Consider the following 20697-nt stretch of genomic DNA (forward strand, 5'->3'; position numbering starts at 1 on the left):
TACTTTATTTACCCGAAAGTGAAAAATTAGCGCAAGCCTTCCCTTCCGCAGTATTTTTTTTATCGTCGTCCTGCCAAGAGGGTGGCTTAACAACATTAATGGCTCTCTCCCATTCAGAGGCCAGCATAGCCTCATAAAATTGATCATAACGCAAAACACAAGACTCTAAACTAAAATACTTTTTAACACGCTCTTTTGCCGCGTTTCCATATTTATCGCGTCTTTCTTTATCTAAAGCGAGCATCAATAAAGCTTCTGCTAATTTCTGTGGTTGTTTAGGCGGCACGACGAATCCACATTGTTTATCAATGATAGCTTCTGCATTTCCTCCAACGTCGGTGACCACCATCGGCAATCCAGCCGCCATACATTCAAGCAATGCATTGGAAAAACCTTCTTCATGAGAACTCAGAACGCCAATGTCAGCAATTGATAATAACTGGGGAATGTCATATTGTTGACCTAAAAAAATAACATATTCTCGTAAGCCCAAACTGTCACGTAAATTTTCTAGTGTATTTTTTTCTCCTCCATCTCTACCAATGCACAACAATTTCCAATTTTCGGACATTTTTTCTTTTATAGAAGACAACGCATAGAACAAATCTTTATGTCCTTTCCTTTTGTATAAATTCGCTAGGATAATAATGATAAACGTATCGTCATTTAAACAAAGATAGCGTTTAATTACAGGCTTATTGTAATGAATATTATATTTCTCAACTTCAACACCGTTATAGATTAATCCCAATTTATTAGGAGGAACACCCTCCTCTAAAAGCTCGGCGCCAACACGCGATGAGGTTGCCAACACTACCTTCATATATTTATGCAATAGTGGTTCTATTTTTGCAACAATGGGGTGCGTTTTTTGATATTCATTAGTGACACGACGACTCATCACCATGCAGCGGGCACGAGCCAAAAGGCCACTAATCCCTCCAAGTACATAAGTTCCTGGAAGAAAAAAATGAAGAATTGATGGATTTTTTTTTAATATAAGAAGATATAATCTTATTATCGACAATGAATAAATAAAAAGCTTTCCCAATAAGCCTAATTTAATTAAAAATTCACAGAAAGGAGGAGTAATAATCGGAATGCCGGTCGCTAACATTTCCTCGAACATTACACCTCGATGGTTAGTAAGATATAAAATGATATTATAGTTCCTCTTTTTTAAAGAAGGTAACACACTCAATAAATGCTTCTCCGCGCCACCAACGTCTAAAGCATTTATGGCAATAACAATACTTAAATCACGTTTTGAAATTTTTAAGCACATATTCATCACAAGCACTCCAAAAAATAGCGGAAGAAATTTTATGGGCTTGGATCTTTTGTTTATCAACACAAAATCCAATAAAATTAGCAAACTTTTTCATTTCCTGAAGAGTGATAGATTTATAAGGATAGCCAACCTAACCAATCATGCACATCGTGAATAAAGGACATGCCAAAAAATCTTATAGTTTTTGATAAATTTAAATGGGTTATTTCTTTTTATCCGATGGTCGAGTAATATCAAAATAATATAAGTATAACGTATAGAAGCATAGATAATCGCGAGCACTTTACTATATAGATCTTTTTTCATTTTCTAAAATTTGCATGACTTTGTCTTTATATATAAAGAAATGACGAGTCTACCATTTGATTCGAATATAGCTTCTATTTTCCAAATAGCTTTGTACATATTCCCAGTATAATGTAACACCATAGGAGTAAACTAAATTAAACTAAGAATCGATTGTCCGATCTAAATCAAAAACGCTAACTTTCTCAAAAGAAAACTAGATGAATGGAAATATTTATTTAATAATTTATTAATCATAAAAATACTCTTAGTATCGACATCTATTGCAATAAGAGTATCTGTCTTTAAAAGAAAAGCTGCTAAAAAAATAATCCTAAACAACAATCGATATCCAAAAAAGTTTTTCAGAAAAAATTTCCACCTTCTAGTAGATTGACAATCGAATCCTCGGTAATATTAATTCTAACTTCATTAATAATAGATGAAAAATTAGACAAATTTTTAACAAATTTAAAATGAGTTTTTAAAGCTTCTAGATTTTCTAACCCAATAAATTTCATTCATTTATATTAATTTTTTGTTTTGTCGATAATTAATTTATATAGATTCTTATGAACTTTATTTAAATCACTATTTACTCGATAACGGTGATGAGTTTTAGAATCCATTCCCCCCCCCCTAATTGAAAACTAATCTGATTAATGTCTGAATAGATCACTCCTTCTGGATTAACTAAATCACCATTTGTATAAGTTTCAACAAAAATTCCCATTTCTCTAGCATATCAAATCATTTCATAGGAATGCTTATTAAGAAAAGGCTCTCCCATAAAATAATACATCAGGCTAGAGGTCGTTGACCATACTTCATCAATTAATCCCTTAAATAAATCAATATCTAAATGACCTTTTTTCGTGCCATTTCATTTTTTCTTGTTTCACAGACAAAACAAAGCGCGTTACAGGTATTTTCAGGTTCAATTGAAATATGAATAGTCATCATTAAAGGGCCTGTTTTTGAATTTTAATATATCTAAATTATATAAAAGAGACTTCCAGTCCATTTGTCTTTTATAAGATAAATCTACAACTCTTTTTCTTAGATCAATCGTCTTCGATATTTTCATATTCCACCTAAAAATTAATTCGGCCACCACATGTATTTCTCTAACGTTTTTATTAATATGTCAGAAAGACAATCGTTTAATTGAACTTTATTTATAAAATTTAGTAATTCTTCTTTCACTAAAATAACTTCACGTCCACTCTTTCTCCATTTACCTTTTATTTTCAACGAATTTTTTTTATTATCAACCACAGATATAACGTATTCCATGCGTGGACGATTTTCCAAATTTTGAGAGAACGCCCGTTTTAATTTTGTTTCTAAATATTGATAAGGTGTTTCCATTAATAAACATATACTTTCCTGGATAATATTACGGATATCTCTGCTGGCACAATATGTATCCCCTCTATTTCAAACTTTTCTTATTTACGCCATTGAATTATTTCATACTCAGCATAGCAATCCGTATTCATCGACGCACACTAATTATAATTAGTATGAGTTAATTTTTCTAAATTTAAATTAGGATACTAAAATATTTTAAAAATATGCTAAAAAACGTTGTAAATTTATTTTTCTTGCAGAAATACTTAAATATTTAATTTCTTCTGAAATTTCTATCTCTATCTTAAGATCTCGTAAAATATTACCCAGTTTTGATAAAGATTTAATCCTTCCAATATCTTTTCACAGGAAATGGAATATTTTTCTATACTCGTTTGTAAAAATTTATTTTTAAACCTGCACTCGCAACCCTTTTACGCGCTATTTTAACACTATTTGAAATATCAACGACAATAAATCTAATTTTATTAAGTACATCAAGAAACTATTCGAGCGTACCTAAACCAGCACAAGCGCCTGCATCCAACAAGAATAGATAGCCACCGATTAACCATTTATAGGATTTAGCTTCGCCATAATGTTTGTTTAGCCAAGCACGGGTCTTTTTCTAGCAACTTGTGAGTCATAAGTGTTTGTTTTACGCTATCTCTGTCTGAAAACTTCTGCTGTTTTTTGCACTTTGGAATAGATTAATTGATTTATCAAGATGTCTTCACGATACTTAAAATTAACTCCATTAATACAAATTTCCTCATTCTCACGCACAGTCTTGATCGATATTAAATTGTAAGACATTGACTTTTCTTGTTAATTTTTAATGCTTTCTAAGCCATAAAGCGTTCGATAAATTTCAGAATTTTTTACAAGTTCGTTGTGATTCCCTTACGAAACTATCTTACCTTCACGTAACACGACAAGTTTATCACAAAATAAATTGAACTGTGTCGATGAGCGATGATAATTAATGTCTTCTTTCCCGTCAATGATTTCAAAGCTTCGTTAAATTCATTTTCTATAATAGAATCTAACGCATTTGTTGCTTCATCCATGATAACGATGTCATGGTCGTCGTTATATAATGCGCGCGCTATTCCCACCCGCTGTCGCTGGCCGCCTGACAATTTTTCACCTTTTTCTCCAATTTTCGTATAAGCCATCAGGTAAATCATTTACTAAATTCTATAATTGCGATGTATTAACGCTACGGCTCACCGTCTCGTGGTTAATTGCTTTCTCTGAAATTCTTAATGCAATATTATCTAATAACGTACCATCAAGGAGATGTGTATGTTTTGGTACATATCCTACCAAATGAGATAAATCCATATGGCTATTTGTTATGTCGATATCGTCACAAAAAATAGAACCGCTTTTCACTGGCAGCAGCCCAAGAATTACGTCAACTAACGTGGTTTTCCCTGCCCAGAAAGCACCTACAATACTAACAGAAGTATTTTTTGGAACTGTTAATGAAATATTTTTTAAAGTCATTGTTTTTGATTTTGGATATTGATACGTGATATCTTTAAGCCTTAATTCCTGCCTGAATTCAACCCCTTTCTGAGAACAACGCTTCATCAGCAAAATTCTGATATTCCCCTAACTCATTAAGTGCTTCACAGACTAACTAATACATTCGCATGGTATTACCTTTGATATTGTCTAACGCAAGTGAGATACGTGCCATCGCAGACAATATTCTCTGGATCGAGATAGCAATAATCCACACTATTAGTAATATAGAGATTAAATTTCAATGAGAAAATAACAAATATAGTAGAACGATCAATAATATTCTAAAAACCGACTAAATTCGTAAGCACCGATGGCACATTTGCAATGACATTATAACTCACCATATTTTCAGCGTTTTTTCTTCTCCAAAAAAAAACAAATTTTTCAATGAAATAAGTTTCAACATTATTTATTTTTATATCTTTCAACCCCTGAAAAGAATCAGAGGCAATGTTATATGATTTTCGTACATAATACTTTTTTTCATTACTAATATTTTTATTTTCTTATTTGTTCATTTCATTTTTAAAAGTAAAAGAGTACTCAAACTAGCAGAAGAAAATAAGACAATTTTAAAGTCAATCCATAAAATTAAAGATCCAAATGAAAGAAAATAATAAAATCAATCGCTATTGATAGTATAAAAGTAATTACATTTATGGTGTATACTACGTCAGTCAAGATATAATTTGACAAAGTAGAAGTATTAAATTCTATTTCTTTTTGATAAAGAATAAAAAGATAACTTCTAATACAAAATCTGGATATTTTTGTATTAAAATTTTGACTGATAATAATTATTTATTCAGATTATAATCGCTTTTAAAGAATAAAGCATAAAAAACATCACGATTTCAATAAAAACTAAAAACGAATTATTTCTTTTAAAATGAATAAAATTGAAAACATAATTCAAAATTGAATTATGTTAGATAATTTGCTGATCCCCTAATATCTTTATATAATGAAAAATAGCGCCAACACTAACTAATTCTATACAGGCTGCTAACACCATTAAAAGAATTAACAAGTTTAATTTCTTTATATCATTTTTATTTAAAAATGATAAAATTACTTTAATATAATTAAACATATGCTTAGTTTATTAGTATTTTAAATTAACTTTGTCATCAATGATTTCTATTTTTCCAATTATCTTAGCTGGTGACCCCGCTACTATCGAATAAGAAGATAAATCAGTATTTACAAAACTATTAGCAGAAATAATTGAATGATCGCCTATTTTTAGGCCAATTTTTATAATCGATTGCGGGGCAATGTAACAGCAATTACCTATTATTACATCTCCTTTTTGATAAATTCTTTTACCCCCGTAACTGCCCAGCCTACACTATCGTGGGTATATATGTACTCCTGCTGAAATGGAACAATAACAACCGAACTAAGTCGTCCCCCAACCCATCTAAGATCACATACGGACCGATCCAACTTTTCGCTCCTACTGCCACATTTCCAAACACTAAAGCGCTATTATAAATACTAACATTTTCTCCAAATCCCAATCTTTTGGCTCGTTTCTAACGATCAAACATAGCATCTTGAAAAGGAAGACTACGATTCCAATAGTCTAGCAAATAAGCTTCTTTTTTTTATAAGCATCTCTAATTCATAAAAAATATGACTCATTTAAATCTCCATCGTTTCTGGCGTAAACAAAGGATAATTAGACTTGTGCCCCTTAGACAAATACATCTGCATAAAAATTTCTAAATAAATTAGTGACCAAATTAATAATCGATGATTATGATGGTTTTGAATATGGTCATTCACTAAATGGTTCACGACTGAATAATCAAGTAATTTAAAAATTTTAGTATTTCTATCACCAAGCGACGAGTGCACAAATTCGATACTTTCTCCATTGAACCAACTGGCATTCGATGCGGAGAATCCTTGCTTTAGAGCATGAGCGACATTATCGGGAACATAAGGGCTCATCATTTTACGTAAGATCTTTTTACCATTCACCCTTTTTTCTTGTTTAGAGAATATATCGTTATCAAGGAAAGGAACCCGAGTTTCAAGTCCATGCGCCATACTTAGTTTATCTTCAACTACAAGTAATCCATGAAAAAACGTTTTATCTTCAAAATATAAAGAATGATTAACATGGTCTTCAGTCTTTATTGGCGTATTCTTAACTCGAAAAACATTAGCAAATATATCTTGGGTCCAAATAGATTTTACTTCTTCAGCAATAGGAGAAAGAACTTTAAAAAGATTTTTGTTACTCATTAATCGTTGCCAATATTGGTAATATTTATCAATATAATATTTAAAACTTTTTCTGTTCTGTTCGCACAAATAGCGCCATGGACATTCTGCGTAATGCTCATCTCTGCCAGTTCCAGCTAATACAACTTTACAAAATTTACTGGCCAATTTAGCAGCATAAAAATTCGGGTAACTTTATCCGATCCGCGGTTCCTCTAAATTCCACACCAAATCCTGCATTCAACGTTCCATATCTCCTGATTTTAATACCATTTCATTAATGCTCAGTGGCCAGTAAGATAAGAAAGATGTTCGGCTTCTTGACTCTCATTAAACCCTAATTCAAAACCAGAAGCGGAACTCAAATCGAACCCCACCGTGAAAGTACGCATGTGCGGCAATTACTTTGCTGCAATCATTGTAATCAATCCCGAATTCACACCCCCGCTTAAATAACTATAACTATTTACAGGAATATCACTGACAAGCTGGCGATTAACCGCTTTCTGAAATAAATCATTAATTTTTTCTAATAGCATTTTTTCAGAAAACGCTGAATCATTTATAAAATTAAAATCCCAATTGATAGAGCGATGAATTTTCTCTTTTTACCATCATAAAATGACTGGCAGGCATAATACGGACATCTTTAAAAAGGGTTCGATTCGTAAATAAATTTTGGAAAGTTAAATATTCTAGCAAAGCCTCTTTATTAATCTCAGTTCCATAAAGGCTGGAAACAATAATTGCCTTTATTTCATATGAAAAAACAAAGCACTCATTTGTTTAGTAATAATATAATGGTTTAATTCCATCGTGTCGGTGTTGAAAAAAAGAATAGCCTAAATTTACTAATTCTTTACGCAGTATTTTGAAATTATAAACTTCACCATTAATAAGTAATAAGATAACGACCATCCTTCGTTTGAATCGCTTGATGACCGGCAGGACTTAAATCTATAATTGCCAGTCTTCTATGCCCCAATCCGATATATTTGTCAGTAAACTGTCCCTGGCTATCGGGTCCGCGATGAGCAATAGAATCCATCATCGCTTTAATTTGATCGAAGGCAACTGGGTTACTGTTTATATTGAAAATCCCTGCAATACCGCACACAATTAAATACTTCTTAAAGTTTCAATGACGTAATCGTAATCATCTTTAGTCATACAATTATGAAGAGGAATTGCCATCGTTTTGTGAGCACAATCACACGCACCAGGGAAGTCATCTGAATAAATTCCATATTTCTCTCGATAGAAACTTAACAGATAACAGCATGAGTACCCGGCCGTGTGGCAATACCAGATTCTTTTAAGCATTCCATCAATGTATTGTGAGGCATTGGCGCACACTCCGAGTCTACGTAAAAAAAACACAAGCTTACCAAGCATGTTTGCAATTAGGTAACAATCGCTGCGGACGCAACCAAGTGAGATCTTTTAAATGGGTGTAATAATAATTAGCCCATTGATCACGTTCATTAATAAAAGTATCCTTTAGCTAATTGCATAATACCAACGGCAGCCTGTGAATCTGTCATACGATAATTAAAACCTAATAATTTAATAAGGCAAGAAATAAGGTTTATCACTCAAATGCCGCACTCTTTCAGGAATTTCAGAGCCGTGATTACGCATAATTTCAACTTGATGTGAAAGCTCGATGTTGTTCGTCGTTAACATCCCTCCTTCACCGGTAGTAATCGATTTGCGCGATGAAAATAAAATTAGAATAAACTTTGCGCATGGCGTCTATATCCGCACAAGCACCAAATAAATGCATTGGAATAATTACTTTCGTTTTATCTGAAATTTCATGACGGATCTGTTCAACGTTAATATTAAAAGTGTCTATCAACGTCAACAAATACGGGCGTGCCCCACAATATAAGACCGCATTGGCTGTAGCAACCCATGTAAAAAATGCAGGCACAATCTACTACTCACCACCCCCTCCCTGCCATATCCCCATTGCTGCTATGGCCAAATGCAACGCAGTGGTACATGAAGTGGTTGCCAACGCCTTTGGCTTTGTGTCGAGCAGCAAAAAGGCGTTCAAATTCGGCAACTTTTGGCCCTTGGGTTAACCATCCCAACTCCAATGGTGTTTTCACCGCTTTCCATTCTTCATCACCTGTAGAAGATATCGCAATAGGAATTTTTCGTTTTTGTTTTATCATCGGCTACCTCTCGACGTTGCTCTATCTCAGCAAACATGTGAACGATGCGATTCAATTAATCTTTGTAATCCTTCGATTAAACCACTTCTGCCTTAAAAGCAATTTGTTCCGCTGCTTTTTTAGGACAACCAATGCGATTTTTTACAAAAGTAGTTCCTTGCGGTAAAAATTGAATATTATTGGAAGTTCCGGTGACTTTTTGAATTTCTTTGGCAAGTTCTAAAAATACTGGTGCGTTTCCCAGTACCCACATTATAATATTCATTTCATCCACCGTATCCTCTTTCATCGCACAAATATTCGCTGCAGCACAGTCTTCAGCGTACACAAAATCATAAGCCCGTGATCCATCTCCATAAAGCGTCATCGGTTGTCCTTTATCCAACGCATCTAGCATTTTCATAATCACTGCAATATAAGCGCCGCGATAATCTTGACGCGGACCATAGACATTCATGTAGCGCAACCCGAGAAAAGGCAACCCATAACGATGATGATAAGCTGTCGCCATCGCTTTGCCAGCAATTTTAGTAGCCCCGTAAAAAGTCCGATTATTAAACGGATGTGCTTCAGTCATCGGCTCTTCTAATGCATCCCCATACACCGAAGCCGAAGAAGAAAAAACTAATCTTTTAACACCCTGCACCACACAGACTTCTAATACATTAAACGTTCCTTGAATATTTGTCTGAAAGGCGGAACGAGGATATTCATAGCATTGCAACAACCACACAGCGCGGCAAAAGAAAAACCCCCATCAACCCCTTTTAATGCCGCATTTAAAATATTTGTTTGATTTATATCACCGCCAATGTCTAAATCTTAGCCCGTGGATCACGTAGTGCCTGAGCCAAATTTTCCCGAGTTCCTCACACAAAATTGTCATAAATAACGACTTCGACCACATCTTCTTGTAAAAGCCGATCCACTGTATGCGAGCTAATCAAACCGGCGCCACCAATGACTACAAATCTTTTACCTCGAATATCCATCAATTTCCCCCTTATTTTTACCTAATACAAGCGATATCAATTAGTCCATTCTCATCATTCACACCGTAACAACGTCCTCCCCGCGGACAAATCAAACGATCGTACAATCGTTCTCCCGCATGGCTTACCAACCCCACCTGTCGTGCTAGATTACCCACCACTAACGCATGAGGCCTGACATCTTTCTCACCACAGAGCCTGCACCAATAAACGAATAAGCGCCGAGACGCATGCCACAAACAATTGTTGCGTTTGCTCCAATCGTAACACCCAGTTCAACATAAGTTTTTTTAAATCCATTTTTCCTTTCAATTATGGCGCGTAGGTTATTTACATTGGTGAAAACACAGGAAGGTCCAAAAAAACACCATCTTCCAAAGTCACTCCCTTATTAAAGGCTGACATTATTTTGAATTTTACAATAATTACCTATTTTAACCTCCGGACCAATCATTACATTTTGCCCGATAATACAGTTTTCTCCAATTTTGCATTTCTCTAAAATATGTGAAAAATGACACACCTTCGTGTTTTTTCCAACGCAACGTGCTTATCAATAATCGCTGTTCCGTGAACAAAAAAGTCATTGGCTCGAGCCAACGATTCTAAATTTAACGACTTTATCGCCTGGTTTAAAACTTCTAACACATGCAAACCTTCTTTGGCATCGGTAATTAGTTGCTCACGCATTTCATTTTTATACAGTCTATAAAATGCTCACATTCCCTTGTTATTGTTAGTGGCTCTTCCTCCGTTAAAGGCCAGTAAGTGGCATCGGCTTTATCCAGAAAAGGCATTCCATCACACCAATGAATTTGATGTGAATAAAAAGCTAATCTTTGTACCCGCGGTTTTGCATCGTCAAAATAGCCATTCCCTTTTATCCCACCACAACCAGCTTTTGTTCTTTATGATGGAGATGTAACCAAGAAACAAAAATATGCGCTTGTATTCTGCTTGAAAATTCAAGGTGCATCGTTGTCACATCTGCGATGGATTTATGCAAAAAACATCCGCCAATTGCTTTTACGACACTCAGTTTTTCGTTTACTAAGCTTAAAATCATGGAAATATCGTGTGGTGAAAAACTCCATAAAATATCTTCTTCTCGTCGTATTTTCCCTAAGTTTAAGCGATTAGAATAAAGGTATTGCAACCTCCCCAGTTTCCTTTCGTGCACCAACGATTTTTACGCTGTAAAAGCAGGGTGATATTGCAGCAAATGACCAACCATTAAAATGCGATGATGCGCCAATGCGAGTTGACCTACTTTTTTGCATCATCCACTTGTAATGCTAAAGGTTTCTCAAGAAATACATCTTTGTTAGCTTCTAAAGCCTGCCAAGCAAGTTTTGCATGCTCTTTTGCTGGTGTGGCGATCACTACAGGGTGATACGAGGGATTAACTAACGCTTCTTTCCATGAAAGAATAGGGATATTATGTTCTTCTTCAGCACACTTAATACCGACTTCTTGAATTAACTTCACAGATACCAGCTAAAGCACCCAATTTTGCGAAATTGCGAATTAAATTCTTTCCCCAATACCCTATACTCCCAAAACAACAATCTTTGGTCAATCTTGCATTTTTTACTCCAGTTTTGGTTAAGTGCTTTTGGATTAAGTACGCTACCGCCCTACGGATATTTTTCCGCATTGGGCGATTTACACACGCAACTATGTCAACAATATATTCGGTACCGACACCCGATGGGATGCTACCACTTGTTGAATATCTTTAACCATATTACTGTGGCACTTCAAAAGCAGTAACAAGAAAAACTGCTTCTAAGGGTAATCTCTCGCGGGAATGCCAAACCACATGCTTCAAATAAGCATCGCCCTCGTAGTGAAGATCATAAATTCCCAATACCTTCGTTTCGGCGCGAGCCACTTGTAAAAGCGCGACTTCAGCCAAATCAGAAACACCACACAGCACAACTTCTTTTTGATGATTAAGGCGGCATTGATTGAATAATTGAAGACATGCTTAACCGGTTTTACGATAAAAATAAAAAGATCGGGAAAGGTATTGCGCAGTAAGACGCATTTTCTTTACAAAACCTTTCGGCGCTAAATAATATAAATAACGATTGGCTGGAATTTGTTCGATTTTTATTAATCCTTTATTGATACAATATATTAAATACGCATTCGTCAAACCTAATGAAAGACCTAATTTTTTAGACAAAGCCCGTTGCGTAATATTGCTTTTCTGTTCAATCGATTGAAGAATCGGTAGCGTAATTTCCATATCCTTATCATGAGCGTTCATAGCACGAACACTATATCTTGACTTACCAAGATTATCAACCTCCTGTCACAGAATCCAATGGCACTTCAACACGGGTTACTTTACCAAGCATGTTCAATAGCAAGGTGACTCGTTTAGCGCCCGAGTGCATTTCAAAAATTCCCTCATAACCCGCCATAATGCCGTCGATTATTTGAACACGTTGCCCTTTTTGGAAAAGAGAAACTTTAGCGGGCGCGCCCGCTAAAGTTTCATTGTTTTTTAAAAATTGAACGAAGTCTGGAGCTACTTTTGCAGGAATACCGCCAAAACGAACCAATGCAGAAACACCGCGCGTTGAACATATAGGACCCCAATTATCCTTATCGATATTTAGAAAAATAAAAAGATAACGAGGAAATAAAGGCTCTGTAACCAGCTGGTAACACTTGGATCGCCGTCTATTAACTTGGATAAATGGCAAATAAATTCTATAACCTTGACGCTCTAAATTTTCCTTGGCTATTCTTTCTTGGCGAGGTTTCGTATAAATAAGATACCAATCGCTATCCGTTGACACTCTTACAGCTCACAATGCTTAATAATTCGTCACAAACGTTTCTTACTGTCTCTTTTGCCAAATAGGGATGAAAAGGTAAACTCAATACTTGCTCACTGGCTGTTTGCGCTTGCGGGTAATTGTCATAGGTTTGCAAATAAGCTTGTAGCGCAGGCTGTTCATGCAACGACTTCGGATAATGAATGGCTGTTGGAATGCCAGCTTCCGTCAAAGCAGCTTGAACGCTCTCTCTTTGTTCAACACGGAGGGTGTATTGGGCAAATGCACTCACGTTATTTGGAGCAATATAAGGGGTAACAAAATCTGCCCCTAAAATTTCAGAATACCACTCAGCCACCCGCTGTCGCTGCTCTAACTCATCAGCAAATAATTCCAGTTTTGCCAACAAAACAGCCGCCTGCAAGGTATTGAACCGCGCGTTCAAGCCGACCCGAACATGATGATAGCGTTTCTCTTGGCCGTGGTTACGAATCAAATGCATCCTTTGCGCCAGTTCGTCATCATTCGTAAAACAAGCCCCCCCGTCTCCATAGCAACCTAACGGCTTAGAAGGAAAAAAACTCGTACAGCCGATGCTAGTGAAACCACAAGACTGGCGACCATGATGGGTCGCACCTAAGCTCTGAGCTCCATCTTCAATCACAGGCAAACCATGGCATTCAGCAATGGCATTAATCGCCACTAAATCGGCACACTGGCCATACAAACTCACTGCCACAATCACCTTTGTTCGATCAGTAATCACCGCTTCGATACGTGAAACATCTATATTGTAGGTTTCAGGGTCGATATCAACGAAAACGGGTGTAGCACCCAAAAAAACAATCGTTTCAGCCGTCGCAAAAAAACTAAAGGAAGAGGTGATAACCTCATCCCCCGGCCCTACGCCTAAGGCCATCAAGGCAATCAACAAAGCCATCGTCCCGCTAGAAACCGTGATACAGTGACGAACCCCCACCCACTCAGCCAACCGGGTCTCCAACTCTTTCACTTCCGGTCCCATAATGAATTGACTGTGGTCCAGCACCGCTTGCATTCTTCTATCAACCGCTTGTTTTATCTTCAGGTATTGCTCATTTAAGTCGATAAATTTCATTACGCGGTTCCTTTAGTAGTAGTAGCCTATAAAGAGGGAGAATACTATCTAAAAACCCAAACAACTTCAATTGGATGATTTCTCCAAACGTCTCGTGTATTATTTTTCACTATGAAACTATCGCCACTAACTGCATTATCGCCACTCGACGGTCGCTATCAAAACAAGGTAGAGGCATTGCGGCCCATTCTCAGCGAATATGGCCTAATTCGCTATCGGGTGATAGTCGAGATCAAATGGCTGCTTTTTTTATCACAAGAAAAAGCGCTAACTGAAATTCTTTCTTTAAATGACTCGGATATTAAAAAGCTAGAAGAGATTATTAATCACTTTGATTTACAAGCCGCCGAGGCAGTCAAAACAATTGAAGCAACCACCAACCACGATGTTAAAGCCGTCGAATATTATTTACAAAAAAAATTGGAAAAAGAAAAAAACCTCGCGCCTCTCATCGGTTTTATTCATTTCGGATGCACTTCTGAAGACATTAATAATCTTTCCTATTCACTGATGATTAACAAAGCATGTGAAATCGCGCTTATTCCCATCGTAAAAAATATTGGAATGCGATTACAAACGTTAGCGGAAAAATATGCTGAACTTCCTTTATTAAGTCGCACTCACGGTCAACCGGCAACGCCGACCACCTTAGGGAAAGAATTAGCAAATATTATTGCGCGTATTCATGCTCTATATCATAGTCTCACCCACCTTAAATTATTAGGCAAAATGAACGGTGCTGTCGGTAATTTTAACGCGCACCAAGCAGCGTATCCAACTTTTGATTGGCCGACGTTCAGCAAACGTTTTATTCAATCACTCGGCCTAGAAGCCAACGAATACACAACGCAAATCGAACCTCATGATCGACTTAGTGAATTCTTACAATCGCTGGTCCGTTTAAATACGATCCTTATCGATTGCTGTCAGGATATTTGGAGTTATATTAGTCTGGGTTATTTTTTTCAAAAAGCGAAAAAAAATGAAGTGGGTTCTTCTACCATGCCGCACAAAGTAAACCCGATCGATTTCGAAAATGCGGAAGGGAATTTAGGTCTTGCTAACGCCTTAGCGAACCACCTCATCAACAAACTACCCATTTCTCGATGGCAACGCGATTTAACCGATTCCACCGTAATGCGAAACTTAGGTTGTATATTCGGTTATGCGCTTATCGCTTATGAGTCACTTCTCAAAGGGTTAGATAAAATAAGTGCGAACGAACAGCGCATTCGGGACGATCTCGAAGCACATTGGGAAGTGCTGGCAGAAGCTTTACAAACAGTAATGCGTCGATATGGCATCCCCGGAGCTTATGAACAACTGAAAGACCTGACTCGGGATAAAAAAATTGATAAAAATTGGCTAACCAAGTTTATCGAACAATTATCGCTTCCCACCGAAGTTAAAAATCATTTAAAATCTCTGACCCCTGGCAATTACACTGGTTTCGCCGCAGAATTAGCAAAAAAAATTAGTAACTTTAAATGGGATTAATAACGAAGATAAAGAAAAGACTTAATATGCTAGACATTACCTTCAAAATCGACAGAAACAACAAACCGTATCTTGAAACCAGCATCACTGGTAAGGCCTTATTAACTATCCCTCAGTTAAATAAAGGAACGGCGTTCACCGAAGAAGAACGTGACACTTTTGGATTAAGAGGGAAACTACCGAACAGAGTCGAAACGCTAGACGATCAAGTGGCTCGCGCCTACTTACAATATAAATCATTTGATATGCAGTTTAATCGTAATTTCTATCTCAATCATCTCTTAGATACCAATCAGGTTTTGTTTCATCGGTTAATGAAAGATCACCTCCAAGAAATGCTTCCCACCATTTACACACCTATTGTCGGCAACGCTGTGCGCGCTTTCAATAAAAGATTCATGCATCCCCGCGGTCTTTATATTTCTTACGAAGACCGAAACCAAATTAAAAAAATTCTTAATAACCGTTCTCACCCCATCATCGACCTTATCGTCGTCAGCGATGGTGAAGGCGTACTAGGCATTGGTGATCAAGGGGTCGGCGCGATGGCGATTCCTGTGGCGAAACTCATGGTTTATACCGCCATCGGTGGCATTAACCCCATTCGGACTTTGCCGATCTTGCTAGATGCAGGCACTAATAATGAAGAATTATTAAACGACCCTCTTTACTTAGGCTGGCGTCATCCGCGTTTATCCGGCAATGAATATGCGGAATTTATCGAAAAATTCATTGAAGCCATCCAAACTACGTTTCCCCAGGTTTTTTTACATTGGGAAGACTTCGGACGCACGAACGCTTATCATAATTTAATTAAGTACCGTGGAATCACTTGCAGTTTTAACGATGATATTCAGGGCACCGGCTGCGTGGCTCTCGCAGCTATCTTGGCCGCATTAAAAATCACCCGCTCAACCTTGCCAGAACAGCGTATCGCCGTTTTTGGTGCTGGCACAGCAGGAATGGGAATAACCGATACGCTATTTCGCGCCTTATCTCAAAACGGTTTATCAGAAAAAGAAGCCAGAAATCCATTTTGGTTAATCGATCGAAATGGCTTATTAACGGAGTATAGCGAAGAAGTAACTCCTGCTCAGCAACCGTACCTTCGTAAAAAAGGAGAAATAGCTTCTTGGAAAATCAAAAATCTACAACAAATTTCCTTGCTTGAAATCATCGAAAATATAAGACCCACTATTTTAATTGGTGCTTCCGCTCAAAGCCATGCCTTTCATCAAACCATTGTAAAAGCGATGGCAAAACACGTTGAAAAACCTATTATTTTTCCTTTATCCAACCCTACCGATCACAGCGAGGCCGAACCGGCTGACTTGCATCGATGGAGCCATGGTAAAGCTTTAATTGCCACTGGTAGCCCTTTTGAGGATATTATTTTCAACAATCAAATATTTCCCGTGAATCAATGCAATAACTATTTAGCTTTTCCCGGCATCGGTCTTGGCGCTATCGCAGTTAAAGCCAATCGCGTTAGTGACAATATGCTGTCGAGCGCTAGTCAAGCCCTCAGTCGATACGAAAACGAATCCACACACCGCTTATTGCCCAGCATCACTCAAGCCCAAGAAGCCTCCCGCCAAGTAGCCATTGCTGTTGCAAAAACCGCTATTGAAGAAGGCCTCGCTAAACTTCCTCTCGATCAAGTAGAAATACTGCTCGATCAACAAACCTGGGAGCCTCATTATTTACGTTACCGAAAAAGATAATAAAACCACATTCGTGAAATGGATCAGCATTTATAATGATATATCCACATTAAAAATCGCCAATTCCCTCATTTAGAATGTCTAAATAACCTTGGTAGGTACAAATTTTATGGCGTTCTTTGTCCATAATTTCTTTGGCAATACTAAGTACTTCTAAATGCTTAATCAATTTCGTCGCTGTAGGAATAGTAATGTTGCAATGCTCTACGATTTTTCTAATATTGGTGACGAATATTTTTTAAATAATGATGAACTAAGAGTGGATATGCAGCTGGTCGGCCTAAGTTTTCTATTTTCTGCCGATCTTCTACAAAAAGCTGGATAATATTTTTTTCAGTCTCAATCACGCCTTTTAAAAAAATCGAATCCAGGGTCCCCATTCACCGATTTCTCTGACTCGCTGTAAATAACCATAGTATTATTGTAAGTTATTAATTTGATGATGGGCCGTCAGAGACTCGAACTCTGGACCTGCTGATTAAGAGTCAGCTGCTCTACCGACTGAGCTAACGGCCCTAATTAAGGCTTAATAATTACGTAACTGTGCTTTGAGGTCAAGCATGATTTTACAGGATATTACAGGGCCTACGCATGAAAAATTTTATTGACAACCTCGATTTGGCTGCCCAAAGAAGGAGAAACCACATTTTTAAGCCAACTACAACTCCTGGAACAGCAAAGTCTTTGTTATTCGCACCGCTAGAGGTTAACACTAGCAGGACTGCTCGCAAAGAGCTAATTTTTTCATTCTAAGCGAAAGGAGGAATCGCATTCTCAATGAAATTGTTATCTATTTCAATGCGTCCAATTTTTTCTTATTCCGATGTTTTTGATAAATGATCATCTGACTTTTTTTAAAGGTATCCCACATGGGTGACGCCTTTTCATTCGACCCATCCCCATTCTTAAGAAATACAAATTTTCATTTTTCTAAGCGTCGATACCAGTTTGTAGCGTAAAAAAATTCGTATCGAATTAGAATCTCAATAATACTTCAATTAATTGTTTCACTTCCGTTATATTCAAATAGACAGCACACAAATCGACACTTTGGAGACAAGCGTCGTTATGGCTTATCAAGCAGACCGGATTCATAAAAATTCTGTTAAAGGATGATGTACCGCCGCCCCTAGAAAAAAGTACGGGATTCATTCGTAAAGGAAACGCCAAATAAACTGAATAATTTAACATTCGTGACAGCGAATTACTCGTTTTTATTGTTGGGTACTTTAGGCCTACTAAGAATCCTATGAGACAAAGAAAGAGAATTCATTTTTTTAAGGACAACTTGCCTTGATAAACGGAAATAATTTCATCAACATCGCCGAAGGCTTTGACACTAGCATGCTCCAATAATATCGCTTTATTACACAATTTTTTAATTAGTTGATTGGAATGAGATGCCAAAACAAGAGTGTTAATGTTCTTATAAAAATCGTTTAGACGATTTTTAGCTTTTATCGAAAAATTTGCATCACCTGCACCAATACCTTCATCCACTAATAAAATATCAGGCTCAAGTGCTGTTGCTAGAGCAAAACTCAGTCGAGCTAACATACCTGAAGAGTAAGTCCGTAAAGGCAAATGAATAAAATCATCCAATTCACTAAACTCAATAATTTCATCTTGCTTTTTTTTAAGCTCCTGCTTTGTCATTCCCAAGAACATGCCAATGGTGTGAATATTTTCAAGACCTGTGTCATCCATATCTATACCTAAATTAATACTGAATAATGAAGTTATCCGCCCTCGACAAATATATTGACCTTTAGTCGGTCGATAAATATGCGCCAACAATCTCAACAAGGTTGTTTTACCAGCGCCGTTATGGCCAACTAAACCAAGACGGTCACCTTTCTTTAAAGAAAATGAAATATCATGTAAAGCAGTTATATAAACTTTCTTTTTCTCATTACGATTAATTTCTCCACCTAAACGATTTGCTAAAGATCGACGGAAACTCCGGTTAGCGTCAAAAACAGGAATTTCAATAGATACGTTTTGCAACTCAATATAATTTTGCATCGATTTTTCCTATAACCAATAAATCAATTTATTATAATTTCGCCCTAAATAAATCATCGTAAATGTCCAACCAACCACAAGAATTAAAATATTTGCTATCCAGCTAACGAGACTTGTAGGCTCACCCATTAAAGGATAGCGAACCACACTAATGAAATGATAAATTGGATTAAGATTAACAATTAATAAAGCGATTTTACCATGACCTAATTGAGATTCTGACCAAAATATTGGCGTAATAAACATTGCAATCTGCAAAATACTCGTCACGATTTGTTGAATATCGCGCATCCGTGCACAAACTAATCCAAGTGCAATTGCAATACAACTACAGTTTAAAATCAATAAAGCGAAGCCTGGAATAACCAACCAAGTATTATGAGTAATATGAAGATGGAAAATTAATGCAACCGTAAGGAAAACAACAAAGTGATGAAAAAAAACCATTACGTTACGTGATACAACCAAAAAAGCATAAAAGCTATAAGGTAAAGCAATTTGCTTCATGCAACTCTCACTGGCAATAAATGTCGTACACGATTCAGAGAGCGTTGTTGAAAAAAAAATCCATACTACATAACCAGAAGCGAAAAAAGGCAAATAACTGCTGATTTCACGGTGCCACAAAGTAGACAACAAGAAACCCATGCTTCCTATAAAAATCGCAATGCTCAAAGTCGCCCAAAAGGGCCCTATAAGGGTTCGTTTGTAGCGCCTGCGTATTTCCGCATAGGCCATATAAAGCCAGAGATTCCATTTTTTAAAACCTTTGAAATAATCCTGCGCACCAATAAAAATAGATAAGCGTTTCTTATCGATAATTATTATCGGTTCAGCTAAATTTTGTACTAACTGATCAGTAACGTCATTCATTTTCTATCCTAAGCGGGTGTATAACCCATGCCCTCGCCTGCATCGAGGGGTAGCATGCAGCCGCTCAACAATGGAGTTTTTTGATTACATAAGACTTCTACAATGGAAAAAAATTCTGCGACATCGGTCATTCGTTTTGATGGCAGCGCTGCAACGTAGTTCTCAAATTCAACAGGCTTATCATTTTTAAATCGGAACATATTATTATCCTTTGCTATAAAACTGCCAGGAGAGATCCCTGTCATCACAACCCCACTAGCAGCTAGTGCTTTCCCTAAACTTCTGACATAAGCAGCCAAAGCTGCTTTAGCCGTGTTATATGCTACTGATCCGTGTGCCGCAGAATCAGCCGTTGAGCCCACATGAATAATCACACCGCTCTGACGGTCCACCATTTTAGGTATCAGTTTGTTGTTTATTTGAACGCCTGAGAACAAATTAATATCAACTAATTTACAAAACTCTTGTCTAGCTAAAAGCGGATCATGCATTTTGAATCCCCCGCCAGCACAATGAATAATAACATTCGGTATAAAGTCTATTTCTAGTAATTGAAGTAGTACTTTGTCTAAGGCTGTTTCATCAGAAAAATCTATTGCGCAGATTTTAGTAGTGGACTTGAGCTCCGCTTGTAAATCCTCAAGTTCTTGTTTTGATTGAGATAACAAGTACAAGTCTGCTCTCAATTTAGACAACCACAAACTTAATGCTTTTCCCAAGCCGGAGCCAGCACCTGTAATGAGTATTTTCTTACCTTCCATAACGGTTATCCATTTTTTAACAGACCTAAAGGT

11 protein-coding genes, 1 tRNA gene and 8 pseudogenes are annotated in these 20697 nt (G+C 36.8%); 2 read left to right on the forward strand and 18 right to left on the reverse strand.

Going from position 1 to position 20697, the window contains the following annotated elements; translation table 11 throughout:
• Window positions 1-4: 4 nt before the first annotated feature.
• From FIV31_RS00055 to FIV31_RS00115, 13 genes and pseudogenes are all read right to left on the reverse strand, one after another.
• Window positions 5-1294 (reverse strand): glycosyltransferase family 4 protein, encoded by a 1290-nt coding sequence (locus FIV31_RS00055; protein WP_280123387.1) that lies wholly within the window; start codon window positions 1292-1294, stop codon window positions 5-7.
• A gap of 818 nt (window positions 1295-2112) precedes the next feature.
• Window positions 2113-2663 (reverse strand): annotated as a pseudogene (locus tag FIV31_RS00060) (radical SAM protein); the annotation flags it as partial.
• Between the two features lie 14 nt (window positions 2664-2677).
• On the reverse strand, window positions 2678-2947 hold the full coding sequence (locus FIV31_RS00065; RefSeq protein ID WP_280123388.1) for a hypothetical protein: 270 nt from the start codon (window positions 2945-2947) through the stop codon (window positions 2678-2680).
• Window positions 2948-3757: 810 nt separating this feature from the next.
• Window positions 3758-5558: pseudogene (locus tag FIV31_RS00070) on the reverse strand (ATP-binding cassette domain-containing protein).
• 12 nt (window positions 5559-5570) lie between these two features.
• Window positions 5571-6112: pseudogene (locus tag FIV31_RS00075) on the reverse strand (acyltransferase).
• Window positions 6113-7817: pseudogene (locus FIV31_RS00080) on the reverse strand (asparagine synthetase B family protein).
• Between the two features lie 2 nt (window positions 7818-7819).
• A pseudogene (locus FIV31_RS00085) lies at window positions 7820-8883 on the reverse strand (DegT/DnrJ/EryC1/StrS family aminotransferase).
• A gap of 76 nt (window positions 8884-8959) precedes the next feature.
• A complete protein-coding gene (locus tag FIV31_RS00090; protein ID WP_280123389.1) occupies window positions 8960-9610 on the reverse strand; it encodes an NAD-dependent epimerase/dehydratase family protein in 651 nt (216 codons plus the stop codon).
• Window positions 9611-9752: 142 nt separating this feature from the next.
• Window positions 9753-9875: a hypothetical protein gene (locus tag FIV31_RS00095; RefSeq protein ID WP_280123390.1), complete on the reverse strand. Its 123-nt coding sequence runs from the start codon at window positions 9873-9875 to the stop codon at window positions 9753-9755.
• A 17-nt stretch (window positions 9876-9892) separates the two neighbouring features.
• A pseudogene (locus FIV31_RS00100) lies at window positions 9893-11444 on the reverse strand (Gfo/Idh/MocA family oxidoreductase).
• A gap of 108 nt (window positions 11445-11552) precedes the next feature.
• Window positions 11553-12150: pseudogene (locus FIV31_RS00105) on the reverse strand (winged helix-turn-helix transcriptional regulator).
• 34 nt (window positions 12151-12184) lie between these two features.
• Window positions 12185-12688 (reverse strand): transcription/translation regulatory transformer protein RfaH, encoded by a 504-nt coding sequence (rfaH, locus tag FIV31_RS00110; RefSeq protein ID WP_280123391.1) that lies wholly within the window; start codon window positions 12686-12688, stop codon window positions 12185-12187.
• A complete protein-coding gene (locus FIV31_RS00115; RefSeq protein ID WP_280123392.1) occupies window positions 12675-13784 on the reverse strand; it encodes a DegT/DnrJ/EryC1/StrS family aminotransferase in 1110 nt (369 codons plus the stop codon). The genes rfaH and FIV31_RS00115 overlap by 14 nt, the downstream gene beginning before the upstream one ends.
• Before the next feature lie 111 nt (window positions 13785-13895).
• Between FIV31_RS00115 and purB the strand changes: the two genes are divergently transcribed.
• Window positions 13896-15281, forward strand: a complete 1386-nt coding sequence (purB, locus tag FIV31_RS00120; RefSeq protein ID WP_280123393.1) for an adenylosuccinate lyase — start codon at window positions 13896-13898, stop codon at window positions 15279-15281.
• Window positions 15282-15307: 26 nt separating this feature from the next.
• A complete protein-coding gene (locus tag FIV31_RS00125) occupies window positions 15308-17005 on the forward strand; it encodes an NAD-dependent malic enzyme (protein WP_280123394.1) in 1698 nt (565 codons plus the stop codon).
• Between the two features lie 215 nt (window positions 17006-17220).
• Here the strand turns inward: FIV31_RS00125 and FIV31_RS00130 are convergent, their stop codons facing one another.
• The 5 genes and pseudogenes from FIV31_RS00130 to FIV31_RS00150 form a co-directional block, all read right to left on the reverse strand.
• Window positions 17221-17385 (reverse strand): hypothetical protein, encoded by a 165-nt coding sequence (locus FIV31_RS00130; protein ID WP_280123395.1) that lies wholly within the window; start codon window positions 17383-17385, stop codon window positions 17221-17223.
• Window positions 17386-17448: 63 nt separating this feature from the next.
• Window positions 17449-17521: transfer RNA gene (locus FIV31_RS00135), tRNA-Lys, on the reverse strand.
• Window positions 17522-18209: 688 nt separating this feature from the next.
• Window positions 18210-19030: pseudogene (locus tag FIV31_RS00140) on the reverse strand (ABC transporter ATP-binding protein).
• A 9-nt stretch (window positions 19031-19039) separates the two neighbouring features.
• The gene (locus FIV31_RS00145; protein ID WP_280123397.1) at window positions 19040-19903 is read right to left on the reverse strand and encodes an ABC transporter permease; all 864 of its coding nucleotides are present in this window, start codon (window positions 19901-19903) and stop codon (window positions 19040-19042) included.
• 8 nt (window positions 19904-19911) lie between these two features.
• Window positions 19912-20664, reverse strand: a complete 753-nt coding sequence (locus FIV31_RS00150; protein ID WP_280123398.1) for an SDR family NAD(P)-dependent oxidoreductase — start codon at window positions 20662-20664, stop codon at window positions 19912-19914.
• Between the last annotated feature and the right edge of the window lie 33 nt (window positions 20665-20697).

Origin of the sequence: Coxiella endosymbiont of Ornithodoros amblus, from assembly GCF_019425495.1 — a bacterium.
Lineage (GTDB): Bacteria > Pseudomonadota > Gammaproteobacteria > Coxiellales > Coxiellaceae > Coxiella.